We start from the raw sequence: 13,458 nt of genomic DNA, 5'->3' as shown, positions 1-13,458 counted from the left end.
TTAGTGGAAGCTCTGGGGGCCACGGATGTTCTCGTGCTCTTGCGATAACTCTGGGTAGCTCAGCGGGCTTGCGGGCAGTTTGTCGCGGCCACTGCTCAGCACCGACTTGAGCTGTTTGAGTCGCACCAGTCCTTCCCGATTAGCCAACTGGCAGCAGGCCTCGACCCGTGATGGCGGATACTCCCGGCTAAGACTCAGTAGCCCCAGGCAGAGTCGGTATGCCTGCTCGGCATGGGCTTTCTCTTCCAGCCGTTCGCTAACCCAGCACAAGGTGCCCGGTCCGATGTCAGCAGCCCATTGCTTGAGACGGCCTGGCGTCCAGCGTTGCTGTTTGCTGTGGCGTTCCGGCATATGTTCCGGGAGCGTGCTCATCCCCGGGATGGTTTTACGCGGATGGCTCGCGACCAGATGTTGCTGGTGATAGACCTGAAGCAAAGTGTCGCCAGCATGGAGCTCCAGTTGCTGGCCCACATACTGGTGTGGCACCGAGTAGTGGTGCTGCTCATAGCTGACGTGATAGTCGATGTTGACCTTGACCGTTTTGATGGCGACATAGCGATAGGGATGCACCGGCAGTGGTCCCAGCGCCGGGCGGTCCAACTGCTCAAACGCCTCGCGCCGGTTACCGGGCAGTTGCTTGAACGGGCGCTCGTTGAGTTCGTCCAGCAAGGCCCGGATGCACTGGTTGAGCTCGGCCAGCGAGAAAAAGGTCTGGTGGCGCAAGCGGGCGAGGATCCAGCGCTCGACGATCTGCACACCCACCTCAGCCTTGGCTTTATCCTTGGGCTTGTAAGGGCGAGCTGGCATCACTGCCACCTGATAGTGCTCGGCCAACTGCTGGTAGCTGGGGTTGAGCTCGGGATCGTATCGGCAAGCCTTGCTGACACCGCTTTTGAGGTTGTCGGGGATCAGCAGTGCCGGTGTACCGCCGAAAAACTCAAAGGCACGGACATGGCTTTGCAACCAGTCCGGCAGTGACTGTGACCAGGTAGCCTCGGCAAAGGTGTAGTTGGACGCACCAAGCACGGCGACAAAGATCTGGGCCTGACGGACCTCCCCCGTGGAGGGCGAGGCGATGGGCACCGTGGGCCCGCAGTAGTCGATAAAGAGCTTTTCCCCCGCCTTGTGGATCTGGCGCATGGAGCGCTTTTGCAACTGACACCAGGATTTGTAACGGTCGCAGAACTGGGAGTAGCTGTAACAGCTGTTGGGATAGCGCTGGGTGTACTCCTCCCAGAGCAGTTGTTTGGAGACCCCCTTACGCTTGAGCTCCTGATGGACAGAGGGCCAATCCGGTACAACATGGCGGGCCGAGATGGTGGTATCGGCCTGCGGATAGAACAGGGCCGCCAGTTGGCCATCATCAAGCTGGCTAGGTAAGGGCCAGGTCAGGCCGAGCGTCTGGGCACTTTTGAGGAGTTTCTGGATGGAGCCAACGCTGACCTTGGTGCAGCAACTTATCTGGCGAACAGAGAGGTCAGCTTCCAGCCGCAGTCGCAGCACTTCACGAATTTTACGCATTGCAATCCTCTTGGCAGACATAGGCTCTTCCCTGGCAAAAGGGAGAGCGTATCAAAGGTTGTTAAATCAATGCGTTAAGGATGATTCCGGTGAATGTGAACAGTGATTCCGGGATGTTGAACACTGTTTCCGGAAAGGAGGAGCAAAGTGTTCAGGTTGAGCCGGAATGAGCGTTCACATTGGTCCGGAAATGGTGTTCACGTTGAACCGGAATCGGTGTTCATGATCGGCCGGAATATGCACCCGTCGCGGATCTGTGCATCCGGCTGATGCTGACCAGAGTGGCCTGGGGGGAGCCTGGCCGAGAAGAGGCATGGGGGAGGAGAAATAGCATCCCCGTACGGATGCGGGGATGGGAGAGACGGGGAGAGTGTCGCCCTCAGTACATGGCTTCGTCGCCGCTCAGCATCTCGTGCAGTTTGGCTTTCTGCTCGGGCGTCAGCACCCGGCTCACCTCGAACAGGTAGTGGGCGCGATGGTAGCGGGCCTCGGCCTGTACGTCGCTGATGGTCTGCAACTGCTTTCTCGCCGCCACTTCATCCCATTTGCCGGACTTGATCATGTTGACGATGACGTCCTGGCCGATTGCGTCGAGCTTGATTGAGCCCAGCTCCCTGGTGGCCTGCTCGCGCAGCCCCTTGATCTGCTCCACCTGCGCGCTGGAGAGGTTCAGCTCCTGGGCCAGGGTGGTCTCGCTCTGCAGCTCGGCGGTACCCTCGGTGGCAAAGGCATGGGTGGCGATACACATTGCGAGGGCTGTCATGGCGACGTTGAACGGATGCTTCATCCGGCTTTCTCCTTGGTCTGATGGGATGGAAACCGCATGCATGGCGGTGTTGGAACATGATAACGAGCAGCCATGTACTGGAGCTTAAGCGACGACAACTTGCTGACGCAGTGGCCCCGGGGTCGGTTGCCCGAGGGGCGGGGCAACTGCATAATGAGCGCCATATTTCGCCTGGAAGAGGCCGGAAGAGGACGCGATGATGGGACTTGAAGCAGAGATCTCCCGCTTATCCCGGGAATTGGGCGAGGCACTGCTGGCCAGAGGCTGGCTGGCCGCCACGGCGGAATCCTGCACCGGCGGCGGGGTTGCCACTGCCATCACGGATACTGCCGGCAGCTCTGCCTGGTTCGATCGCGGTTTCGTGACCTACACCAACGAAGCCAAACAGCAGATGCTCGGCGTCAGCATCGACAGCCTGTTGCGCCACGGCGCCGTCAGCGAACCCGTGGTGCTGGAGATGACCCGGGGCTGCCTGGCCCGCTCCGATGCGGGTATCTGCGTGGCCATCAGCGGTATCGCCGGGCCTGGTGGTGGCAGCGAGGAGAAACCGGTCGGCACTGTCTGGTTTGCCTGGGCAGATCGTACCGGTCGTCACCACTCCCTGCTTGCCCGTTTCGATGGGGATCGCCATCAGGTGCGCCAGCAGGCGGTCAGACAGGCCTTGTCCGGACTCCTGGCACTGCTCAAATAAATTGGGCTTGATACTGTATGCATAAACAGTATACTTAGCCCAACTTCACTTCTTACTCACGATTCCCAGCGGAGATTGGCATGGATCAGAACAAACAGAAGGCACTGGCGGCTGCGCTGGGCCAGATCGAAAAGCAGTTTGGCAAAGGCTCCATCATGCGTCTGGGCGACAGCAAGACCATGGATATCGAAGCCATCTCCACCGGCTCTCTCTCTCTGGACGTGGCGCTGGGGATCGGTGGTCTGCCGTGCGGTCGTATCGTCGAGATCTACGGTCCGGAATCCTCCGGTAAAACTACGCTGACCCTGCAGGTGATCGCCGAAGCCCAGAAGAAGGGCAAGACCTGTGCCTTCGTCGATGCGGAGCACGCACTGGATCCTATCTATGCCGCCAAGCTGGGCGTCAACGTTGACGACCTGCTCATCTCCCAGCCGGATACCGGTGAACAGGCACTGGAGATTTGCGACATGCTGGTGCGCTCCAATGCCGTCGACGTCATCATCGTCGATTCCGTGGCGGCCCTGACCCCGAAAGCGGAAATCGAAGGCGAAATGGGTGACTCCCACGTCGGCCTGCAGGCTCGTCTGATGTCCCAGGCGCTGCGTAAATTGACCGCCAACATCAAGAACGCCAACTGCCTGTGTATCTTCATCAACCAGATCCGGATGAAGATTGGCGTCATGTTCGGCAGCCCGGAGACCACCACCGGTGGTAACGCGCTCAAGTTCTACGCCTCCGTGCGCCTGGACATCCGTCGTACCGGCGCCATCAAGGAGGGTGACGAAGTGGTCGGTAACGAGACCCGCGTCAAGGTCGTCAAGAACAAGGTGGCGCCACCCTTCAAGCAGGCTGAGTTCCAGATCTTCTATGGTGCCGGCATCTCCAAGGAGGGCGAGCTGGTGGATCTCGGCGTCAAGCACAAGCTGATCGACAAGGCGGGTGCCTGGTACAGCTACAACGGCGAGAAGATCGGCCAGGGCAAAGCCAACGTGATGAAGCTCTTCTCCGAAAACAAGGCACTGGCTGCCGAGGTGGAAGTGAAGCTGCGCGAGCTGCTGCTCTCTGGCGCCGCGCCGGTGGAAGAGAAGGCCACGGCTGCCGAATACGACGAGTTTGAAGCTGAAAACGAACAAGAGTTCGAATAAGGAATGAGGAAAGGCCGGGTTGATACCCGGCCTTGTTGTTTATGGCGGATGAATCTGTGAACGGAACGGGCGAGCCCGTCGAATTGACCTTTGAAGAGCAGCTGGCGGCCGCCCGTGCCTACGCCATGCGCAGCCTGGCCCGTCGCGAGAGTGCCGAGTCGGAGCTGGCCAGACGCCTGCGTCAGAAGGGATTCGAGGAGGAGGTGGTTGCCGTTGTACTCGACCATTGCCGTGGCTATGGCTGGGTCAATGATGAGCGTTACGGTGCCATGGCGGTGCGTGCTGGTGCGGCCAAAGGCCATGGTCCGCTCAGGATCCGCTTCGACCTGCGCCGCAAGGGGCTGGATGACACCCAGATCGAGGCTGCCCTGGATCAACCCGAGCTCGACTGGTTCGAACTGGCGCTTGCGTTGTTGTCGCGTCGGGCAAAGGCGACCGACCTTGCCGACTTCAAACTGCGCATGAAGTGGCTCAAATATCTGATGGGGCGTGGTTTTACCCAGGAACAAGCCCGTTACGCCCTCTCAGCCATGCAAGGTGAGCAATAGTGGCGCGCCGAGGTTGAACACCTATAGCAACTGGCGTGCGGTGCGGCTGGTGGGGAATATCAGCCCTTCGCCGGGTCTGTCGATGGCGGCCCTGTGGTCGAGCGAGGCATCCCGAAGCCCCCCTGTTGTGACGTCCTTGCGGGTGCTGCTGTCAAACGCTGGCCCCTTGGGGGCTATTTCACCCGTCAAGGGTCCCCACGTTTTACTTTACCCTGCAGAAAACTTACATTAATGCGGTTAAAAGTCCGTATTCGAATCAAGCAGGATTTTCCATGTACATGTCCACGTCAGAGATTCGCGCTGCGTTTCTCGAGTATTTCCGCACCCAGGGACACCAGGTTGTCTCTTCCAGCTCGCTGGTACCGCACAACGATCCGACCCTGCTGTTCACCAACGCAGGGATGAACCAGTTCAAGGACGTGTTCCTTGGCGCCGACAAGCGTGCCTATCACCGTGCCACCACGGCCCAGCGTTGCGTGCGGGCTGGCGGCAAGCACAATGACCTGGAAAACGTCGGCTATACCGCCCGTCACCACACCTTCTTCGAGATGCTGGGCAACTTCAGCTTCGGTGACTACTTCAAACAGGACGCCATCCGGTTTGCATGGGAATTCCTGACCGGTACCCTCAAGCTGCCCAAAGAGCGCCTGCTGGTGACCGTCTACGCGACTGACGACGAAGCCTTCGACATCTGGGAAAAAGAGGTCGGCGTGCCGGCCGATCGCATCGTGCGCATCGGTGACAACAAGGGTGCTCCTTATGCATCCGACAACTTCTGGGCCATGGGCGATACCGGCCCATGCGGTCCTTGCACAGAGATCTTCTACGACCACGGCGATCACATCTGGGGTGGCCCTCCCGGTTCACCGGAAGAGGATGGTGACCGCTTCATCGAGATCTGGAACGTGGTCTTCATGCAGTTCAACCGTCAGGCTGACGGCACCATGGAGCCGCTGCCCCGTCCGTCCGTGGATACCGGCATGGGTCTGGAGCGGATCTCCGCCATCATGCAGGGGGTGCACTCCAACTATGAGATCGACATCTTCCAGGCGTTGATCAAGAAGGCGGCCGAGATTGTCGGCACCACGGATCTGAGCAACCAGTCCCTGCGCGTCATCGCGGACCACATCCGTTCCTGCGCCTTCCTGGTGGCTGACGGAGTCATGCCCTCCAATGAAGGTCGCGGCTACGTGCTGCGCCGCATCATCCGCCGCGCCGTGCGTCACGGCCGCAAGCTGGGTGCTACCGACGTCTTCTTCTACAAGCTGGCTGCCGAGCTGGCCGTGCAGATGAAGGATGTGGCGGCAGAACTGATCGCTCAGCTGCCGCTGGTCGAGCGAGTGTTGCGCATCGAGGAGGAGCAATTCGTCCGCACGTTGGACAGAGGTCTGCTGCTGCTGGAAGACGTCCTGGCCAACCTCGGTGATGCCAAGGTTATCCCGGGTGAAGTGGTGTTCAAGCTCTATGACACTTACGGCTTCCCGGCCGACCTGACCGCCGATGTGGTGCGCGAGCGCGAGATCGGCATCGACGAAGAGGGCTTCAAGGCCGAGATGGAGAAGCAGCGCGCCCGCGCGAAAGAGGCTTCCAGTTTCGGCGTGAACTACAACGACGTGCTGAAGCTCGATTTCGAGACCCCCTTTACCGGTTACAAGCAGCTGAGCCAGAACACCCAGGTGGTCGGTATCTACAAGGATGGTGTCGAGGTCAATGGCCTCATCGCCGGTGAAGAGGCAGTGATCGTGCTGGCGGAGACCCCCTTCTATGCGGAGTCCGGCGGTCAGGTGGGTGACAGCGGCATCCTCAAGGTGGATGACGGCATCTTCGCCGTCACCGACACCCAGAAAGCGGGCAAGGCGATCATCCACAAGGGCTATCTGGAACTGGGTACCCTGGAGAAGGGAGCCGAGGTCGAGGCCGTGGTCGATGGCGACCGTCGTCAGGCCATCGCCCTTAACCACTCCGTGACTCACCTGCTGCACGCGGCCTTGCGCCAGGCGCTGGGTGAGCATGTGACCCAGAAAGGATCCCTGGTGGGCGCCGAGCGCATGCGCTTCGACTTCTCCCACTTCGAAGGGCTGACCATGGCGACCATTCGCCGGATCGAGGAGCTCGTCAACGCCCAGATCCGTGCCAACCACGAGGTGGCCACCCAGCTGATGGGGCTGGAAGAGGCCAAGTCAGCCGGTGCCATGGCGCTGTTTGGCGAGAAATATGAAGACGATGTGCGCGTGGTACGCATGGGCGACTACTCCACCGAGCTGTGTGGCGGTACTCACGCCAAGCGCACCGGTGATATCGGCTTCTTCAAGATCATCGCCGAGAGCGGCATCGCGGCTGGCGTGCGCCGTATCGAAGCGGTCACCGGCAAGAGCGCCATCGATCTGATGCACCAGCTGGGTGAACAGATCGAAGAGGCCGCCGCGCTGGTGAAGGGCGATCAGTTCTCCATCGCCGACAAGGTTCGCCAGGTACTGGACAAGGCCAAGATGATGGAGCGCGAGCTGGAACAGCTCAAGGCCAAGCTGGCGGCGCAGGCGGGTAACGACCTGCTGAGCCAGGTCATCGACATCAATGGCCAGAAGGTGCTGGTTGCCGCCCTGGAAGGGGTCGACCCCAAATCCCTGCGCGGCATGCTGGACGAGCTGAAGAACCAGATGAAATCCGGTGTCGTGCTGCTGGCAACCAGCAGTGATGGCAAGGTCAACCTGATCGCGGGCGTGACCAATGACCTGACCGGCAAGGTCAAAGCTGGTGAGCTGGTCAATCTGGTGGCCCAGCAGGTGGGTGGCAAGGGCGGTGGTCGTCCCGACATGGCACAGGCGGGTGGTACCCAGCCTGAGGCGGTGCCGGCGGCGCTGCAATCCGTTCACTCCTGGCTGGAAGAGCGCCTGTAAGCGGGCGAGGTGATCTGTGGCACTCTATGTACAGAAGTACGGTGGCACCTCGGTCGGCACGCTGGAGCGGATCGAAGCAGTTGCTGAGCGGGTTCAACTGACCCGTGCCCAGGGACATGACGTGGTGGTGGTGGTCTCCGCCATGTCGGGCGAAACCAACCGGTTGCTGGGCATGGCCCAGCAGCTGGACCAGGATGCCAACCGGCGCGAGATGGATGTGCTGATCTCCACCGGTGAGCAGGTCACTATTGCACTGCTGGCGATTGCGCTCAACAAGCGCGGTTGCCCCGCAGTCTCGATGACCGGTGATCAGGTCCGCATCCACACCGATTCCGCCTATGGCAAGGCGCGCATCACCCGTATCGACACCGAGCAGGTGGAAGCCGCACTCGGTGCCGGCAAGGTGGTAGTGATTGCCGGTTTCCAGGGGCGCGATGAGCATAATGCCATCACTACCCTGGGCCGAGGTGGTTCGGATACCACCGCGGTGGCCGTGGCTGCGGCCATCAAGGCCGATGAGTGCCAGATCTTTACCGATGTGGACGGGGTGTATACCACGGATCCGCGCATCGAACCCAAGGCGCGTCGCCTCGATACCATCACCTTCGAGGAGATGCTCGAGATGGCGAGCCTCGGTGCCAAGGTGTTGCAGATCCGCTCGGTCGAGTTCGCGGGCAAGTACCGTGTGCCGCTAAGGGTGCTGTCGAGTTTCGTCGACGGAGAGGGAACCTTAATCACATATGGAGGTGAGAGGATGGAAGCACCCCTGGTATCCGGCATTGCGTTCAATCGCAACGAGGCCAGCCTGACCATTCTGGGTGTGCCGGACAGGCCGACCGTGGCCGCGCAGATCCTGAATCCGATCAGCGACGCCAACATAGATGTCGACATGATAGTGCAGAACACCATGGGGGATGGTACCGCCGATTTCACCTTCACGGTGAATCGTGATGATTATCGCCGGGCCCGCGCCTTGCTGGAGGAGACCGCCAGCGAGCTGGGGGCCGCCTGCGTGCAGGGCAACGGAGAGATCGCCAAGGTCTCCATCGTCGGGGTCGGCATGTGGAATCATCCTGGTGTAGCGCGCACCATGTTCAAGGTATTGGGTGAGGAAGGGATCAACATGCAGCTGATCTCCACCTCTGAAATCAAGATATCCGTGGTGATTGACGAGAAGTACCTGGAGTTGGCCGTGCGTTCGTTGCACTCGGCGTTCGGGTTGGATCAAGAGCCTCATGAGCAGCCCTTGGGAAACAATCCCTGATTGATTTAGTTTCAACCATTTACCATATCGGTATCTTTGTAAGATAATGGCGCATATCGATATAAATACAAAACAGGATACAGGAGCAAGCGAATGCTTATTTTGACTCGTCGTGTAGGGGAAACCCTGATGATTGGTGACGAAGTAACCGTTACCGTACTGGGCGTAAAAGGGAACCAGGTTCGTATCGGTGTGAATGCACCGAAAGAGGTTTCCGTACACCGCGAAGAGATCTACATGCGGATACAGGCCGAGAAAGTCCCGGGCCAACCGAATTTCTAAGCCATTTCATGGCTGCCTGAAGGCGACATCCCGGATGTCGCCTTTTGTTTTTCAGGGGCCTGCAAATCGGCCTGCAGAGCGCGAAACTACTGGGTAAGTGTCGATATTGCTTGAATATTCCACTCTTTGGCCAAATGCTGAGCGAACGCTCTGTTTTCTCCAAAAAAGTGTTTGACTAAAAATCCCTGTGAAGTATTATCAGCCCCGCAAACGGAGAGGTGGCCGAGAGGCTGAAGGCGCTCCCCTGCTAAGGGAGTATGCGGCTTATACCCGCATCGGGGGTTCGAATCCCCCCTTCTCCGCCATTTTGCGCCCGTAGCTCAGCTGGATAGAGTACCTGGCTACGAACCAGGTGGTCAGAGGTTCGAATCCTCTCGGGCGCACCATATTTGACTCTTGGAGTCATGTGTTGACCATCAGCAAGTCGGCACTAAAGAAGGCTTACTGTTGAGTAAGCTTTTTTTATCGTTTGAAAACAGAGCGCCCGTAGCTCAGCTGGATAGAGTACCTGGCTACGAACCAGGTGGTCAGAGGTTCGAATCCTCTCGGGCGCACCATTTCAAGCAATACAATGATTTATGAGCGCCCGTAGCTCAGCTGGATAGAGTACCTGGCTACGAACCAGGTGGTCAGAGGTTCGAATCCTCTCGGGCGCACCATGTTTCAAGCAGTGCAACAATTTATGAGCGCCCGTAGCTCAGCTGGATAGAGTACCTGGCTACGAACCAGGTGGTCAGAGGTTCGAATCCTCTCGGGCGCACCATATTTCAAGCAGTGCAACAAGTTGTGAGCGCCCGTAGCTCAGCTGGATAGAGTACCTGGCTACGAACCAGGTGGTCAGAGGTTCGAATCCTCTCGGGCGCACCATACAGACAGCCTCGACGTCAGTCGGGGCTGTTTTTTTATGGGCGATATCCTCCTCCCCATCATGGGGTTGTCTCTCTCGTGTCCTTCTCCCTGACGCTCACACGGGGGACGGTTCCCCCTGGCTGCACGTGCCCCTGGGTAACCACTCTCGACGTATCTTGCCTGGCAGGCTGCTGATGCATCCCGTGGCCGTGCCTGTGGCGACCTGGGTGCCCGCACCATGCGCATCTATGCTGTGCGGGGCTGGCGCCCTCTGGCGGCCTGCTGAGGCATTTGGCGGGCAATAAAAAAGGATGCCGCGGCATCCTTTCATGTCTTCGTGGAGAGAATCAGCTTTTCAGCCACTTGCGGATGCGGTTGGCATCCCCGACAGGGGTGCGTTTGCCCACCGAGTTGAGCAGTACGATGGCGAGCTCCTGACGATCCGGTTTGGCACGCATCAGCAGGCAGCGGCCCGCTTCGTCGGTATAGCCTGTCTTGGAGAGGCGTACATCCCAGTCCGGGTTCTTCACCAGCGGGTTGGTATTGTTGAACATCAGGCTGTAGGCCGGCTTGTGAAAGCGCATCTCCCTGCTGGTGTCCTGGGTGAATTCACGGATCAGCGGCTGTCGATAGGCCGCAGAGAGGAGCTTGGCCAGATCCTGGGCGGTGGAGACGTTGCGGGTGGAGAGACCGGTGGAGTCATAGTAGCGGGTGTTGCGCATGCCGAGCTGTCTGGCCTTGTTGTTCATGGCGCGGATGAAGGCCTGGCGACCCCCCGGGTAGTGGCGGGCAAGCGCCGAGGCCATGCGGTTCTCGGAGGACATCAGCGCCAGATGCAGGGCGTCGCGGCGGCTGACCTGGGTGCCCATACGCACCCGTGAATAGGTGTGCTTGATGTTGTCCCTGTCGTTCTGATCGATGGTCAGGGTCTGATTGAGGTTCTGGCGGGCATCCAGCACCACCAGCGCCGTCATCAGCTTGGTGAGAGAGGCGATGGGGCGCACCCGGGTGGGGTTTTTCTGATACAGGGTCTTGCCGGTGTTGACGTCCATCACCAGGGCACTGCCCGATTTGAGCTGCAGCTTGGCCGGGTCGGGGGTCGCCAGGGCTGTCTGCGAACCCAGCAGTCCCATCAATCCACCTACCAGCGCGATTGCGCGAATCCAACACCCCATACAACCAACTCCATCCACAGCGAAAAAAGGCGCTAGATTCACTCATTTTTGCCCCTGCTTTACAAGAGCGGGCAGGGGGAATTCGCCACTATTTTCCATAAAAAAGGGCCGCCTGTGGGCGACCCTGTGGTTTGTCTCACTCTCTGGAGACGCCGGGCTTGCGTCTGCTCCACCAGCGCCAGACCAGAGCGATGAGGCCGCCCACCAGCAGCACGACCGGCAGGTAGAGAATGACGCTGAGAAATTGGGACTCATACTGCGCGGCCAGCTTGGTGTGGCTCAGGTAGTAACCCAGCCCGACCAGGGGGCAGATCCACATGATGGAGCTGATCAGGTTGACCACCAGGAAGCGCCCCTGGGGGATCTCGTTGGCGCCGACGATATAGGGGTAGGCGGTACGCACGAAGGCGATGTAGCGGGCGGTGATCAGGGTGATGATGCCGTACTTGTTGAGCAGGTAGTGCACCTTCTCCTTGTGCTTGTCATCGAGATGGGACATCAGCCTGTGATACATCCGGGTGTGGCCGAGGAAACGCCCCTGCATGTAGCCAAGCCAGGTACCGACGAAGGTCGCCATGATCAGCAGCGGGACCACCGCCATCGGCAACACCCCCTGATAGATCAGCACGCCGGTCAGGATCAGCAGGGTATCCCCTGGCAGGAAGGCGGTGGGGATAAAGCCATTCTCGAGCACCAGGAAGGTCAGCAGGACGACATAGACCATGAAGACCATCTTGGGATCAGAGAGTGTCGCCAGATCCTGATGCATAAAGGCGTGAGCCAGGTGGTAAAACTGCTCCATACATGCAAACTCCGCAGGTTAGCTGGGTTGGTCGGTCAAGGGCATGGCAAGCACCTTGTCGATGCGCAGGCCGTCCATATCCACGATTTCCAGTTGCCACTGTTCCAGGGTGACCAGGTCTCCGGTCTGGGGAAGGCGGCCAAGGAGCAGCATGATAAGCCCTCCAAGGGTGTGATAGTGATGTTTTTCTTCTTCCGGCAGACGAACCAGCTCCAGACAGTCCTTCAATTCTGGCAGTGGAATGAGGCCGTCGAGCAGCCAGCTGCCGTCGGCGCGCTGGAAGGCCCAGTTGTCCTCCCCATCTTCCTGCTGGAAGTCGCCGGCCAGGGTTTCCAGCAGATCCTGCTGGGTGACCAGCCCCTGCAGCTCGCCATATTCGTCCACCACCAGCACCATGTGCTCGGAGTGGGTACGGAAGTGGTTGAGCAGCTCCAGGCCGTTAAGGGTCTCCGGCAGCAGGCTGCCGTCCTGGGTCAGCGCCGCCAGAACGATGGGTTCTCCCTTGATGTAGGCGTGCAGCACCTTGCTGACGTTGAGGATGCCGACGAGATCCGACAGGCTGCCGTCACAGACAGGGAAGAAGCTGTGGCGATACTCCACCAGACGTTGGAGGTTCACTTCCAGCGGCAGTGACAGGTCCAGATAGCGGATGTCGCTGCGCGGCACCATCAGGGAGGCCAGGCTGCGTTCGTCGAGGCGGAACACGTTGCGCAACATAGTGTGCTCATGGTCCTCGATCACCCCCGCTTCGGAGCCCTCCACCAGCATGGCGTGGATCTCCTCCTGAGTGACGTTGTTGCTGCTGCGCTGATCGACCCGCAGCAGCCGCAGGCTGGCGTTGGTGGAGGCGGAGAGCAACCAGACGAAGGGACGGGTCAGGGTCGCCAGCCAGAGCATGGGGCGGGCTACCAGACAGGCAATGCGCTCGGCGCTGAGCTGTCCGAGGCGTTTGGGCACGAGCTCCCCTACCACGATGGAGAGATAGGTGACCAGCACGACCACGATGACGGTGGCGAGCAGGCTGCTGCTCTTGGGGGAGAGCCCCCACTCCTGCAGCCAGAGGGCGAAGGGCTGGGCCAGCAGGGACTCGCCATAGATACCGTTGAGCAGGCCGATGCTGGTGATGCCGATCTGTACGGCGGAGAGGAAATGGGTCGGATCTTCCCCGAGCTTGAGGGCGATGGCGGCGGAGCGGCTCCCTTCGCTCGCCATTTTGGCGAGGCGTGCCTTGCGTGCCGTCACGATGGCGATTTCCGACATGGCGAAGACGCCATTGAGCAAAATCAATCCAAACAGGATCAATATTTCCATACTGCAGCAGCACTCCCGATAGAAAAGACCGCTGGCAGTGTAATGAATTTGCGGGCTCTGCGCTTGTGAAAGGAGGTGATTTGGCTCGTGAATTTTTGAATATCGTCCCGGCGGGAGGGATAAAACTGCGGGGCAGGAGAGGGAGAACTGAACCCCTGACATGAAAAAGCCCCCGATAAACGGGGG

At 59.6% G+C, this 13,458-nt stretch carries 12 protein-coding genes and 6 tRNA genes; 12 read left to right on the top strand and 6 right to left on the bottom strand.

The window, feature by feature from the left end; genetic code table 11:
• Positions 1 to 1,542, bottom strand: coding sequence for an IS21 family transposase (istA, locus tag C2U37_RS04795; RefSeq protein WP_024944013.1), 1,542 nt, complete (start codon positions 1,540 to 1,542; stop codon positions 1 to 3).
• A gap of 358 nt (positions 1,543 to 1,900) precedes the next feature.
• Positions 1,901 to 2,308: a Spy/CpxP family protein refolding chaperone gene (locus C2U37_RS04790; RefSeq protein ID WP_010672817.1), complete on the bottom strand. Its 408-nt coding sequence runs from the start codon at positions 2,306 to 2,308 to the stop codon at positions 1,901 to 1,903.
• Positions 2,309 to 2,507: 199 nt separating this feature from the next.
• On the opposite strand from C2U37_RS04790, the gene pncC reads away from it, so the two are divergent.
• The 3 genes from pncC (at position 2,508) to C2U37_RS04775 (ending at position 4,692) form a co-directional block, all read left to right on the top strand.
• A complete protein-coding gene (gene pncC, locus C2U37_RS04785; RefSeq protein WP_029313644.1) occupies positions 2,508 to 2,999 on the top strand; it encodes a nicotinamide-nucleotide amidase in 492 nt (163 codons plus the stop codon).
• A gap of 80 nt (positions 3,000 to 3,079) precedes the next feature.
• The gene (gene recA, locus C2U37_RS04780) at positions 3,080 to 4,144 is read left to right on the top strand and encodes a recombinase RecA (protein WP_010672819.1); all 1,065 of its coding nucleotides are present in this window, start codon (positions 3,080 to 3,082) and stop codon (positions 4,142 to 4,144) included.
• A 41-nt stretch (positions 4,145 to 4,185) separates the two neighbouring features.
• Entirely contained in the window at positions 4,186 to 4,692 is a 507-nt protein-coding gene (locus C2U37_RS04775; protein ID WP_029313646.1) for a regulatory protein RecX, read from the top strand.
• Positions 4,693 to 4,713: 21 nt separating this feature from the next.
• Here C2U37_RS04775 and C2U37_RS24545 read toward each other — a convergent pair whose 3' ends face one another.
• Positions 4,714 to 4,881 (bottom strand): hypothetical protein, encoded by a 168-nt coding sequence (locus C2U37_RS24545; RefSeq protein ID WP_158656228.1) that lies wholly within the window; start codon positions 4,879 to 4,881, stop codon positions 4,714 to 4,716.
• Between the two features lie 83 nt (positions 4,882 to 4,964).
• Between C2U37_RS24545 and alaS the strand changes: the two genes are divergently transcribed.
• From alaS to C2U37_RS04730, 9 genes are all read left to right on the top strand, one after another.
• Positions 4,965 to 7,589 (top strand): alanine--tRNA ligase, encoded by a 2,625-nt coding sequence (gene alaS, locus C2U37_RS04770; RefSeq protein ID WP_010672821.1) that lies wholly within the window; start codon positions 4,965 to 4,967, stop codon positions 7,587 to 7,589.
• 16 nt (positions 7,590 to 7,605) lie between these two features.
• A complete protein-coding gene (locus C2U37_RS04765) occupies positions 7,606 to 8,853 on the top strand; it encodes an aspartate kinase (RefSeq protein ID WP_010672822.1) in 1,248 nt (415 codons plus the stop codon).
• Positions 8,854 to 8,946: 93 nt separating this feature from the next.
• A complete protein-coding gene (csrA, locus tag C2U37_RS04760) occupies positions 8,947 to 9,135 on the top strand; it encodes a carbon storage regulator CsrA (RefSeq protein ID WP_005315760.1) in 189 nt (62 codons plus the stop codon).
• Between the two features lie 212 nt (positions 9,136 to 9,347).
• Positions 9,348 to 9,440, top strand: a tRNA-Ser gene (locus C2U37_RS04755).
• Between the two features lie 4 nt (positions 9,441 to 9,444).
• Positions 9,445 to 9,521, top strand: a tRNA-Arg gene (locus tag C2U37_RS04750).
• 94 nt (positions 9,522 to 9,615) lie between these two features.
• Positions 9,616 to 9,692: transfer RNA gene (locus C2U37_RS04745), tRNA-Arg, on the top strand.
• A gap of 25 nt (positions 9,693 to 9,717) precedes the next feature.
• Positions 9,718 to 9,794 (top strand) — tRNA-Arg (locus tag C2U37_RS04740).
• Positions 9,795 to 9,821: 27 nt separating this feature from the next.
• Positions 9,822 to 9,898: transfer RNA gene (locus tag C2U37_RS04735), tRNA-Arg, on the top strand.
• A 27-nt stretch (positions 9,899 to 9,925) separates the two neighbouring features.
• Positions 9,926 to 10,002 (top strand) — tRNA-Arg (locus C2U37_RS04730).
• Between the two features lie 329 nt (positions 10,003 to 10,331).
• On the opposite strand, the gene pbpG is transcribed toward C2U37_RS04730, so the two are convergent.
• From pbpG to C2U37_RS04715, 3 genes are all read right to left on the bottom strand, one after another.
• Positions 10,332 to 11,117, bottom strand: coding sequence for a D-alanyl-D-alanine endopeptidase (gene pbpG, locus C2U37_RS04725; protein WP_010672955.1), 786 nt, complete (start codon positions 11,115 to 11,117; stop codon positions 10,332 to 10,334).
• A 178-nt stretch (positions 11,118 to 11,295) separates the two neighbouring features.
• Complete coding sequence (locus C2U37_RS04720) at positions 11,296 to 11,961, bottom strand: DedA family protein (protein ID WP_010672956.1); 666 nt, start codon at positions 11,959 to 11,961, stop codon at positions 11,296 to 11,298.
• 18 nt (positions 11,962 to 11,979) lie between these two features.
• Positions 11,980 to 13,272 (bottom strand): hemolysin family protein, encoded by a 1,293-nt coding sequence (locus C2U37_RS04715; protein WP_104451913.1) that lies wholly within the window; start codon positions 13,270 to 13,272, stop codon positions 11,980 to 11,982.
• Positions 13,273 to 13,458 lie beyond the last annotated feature (186 nt).

Origin of the sequence: Aeromonas sp. ASNIH1 (genome assembly GCF_002934285.1) — a bacterium.
Classification (GTDB): Bacteria; Pseudomonadota; Gammaproteobacteria; order Enterobacterales; family Aeromonadaceae; genus Aeromonas; species Aeromonas caviae.
The sequence above is the reverse complement of the archived record's forward strand: the minus strand, read 5'-3'. Positions and strand labels throughout refer to the sequence as shown.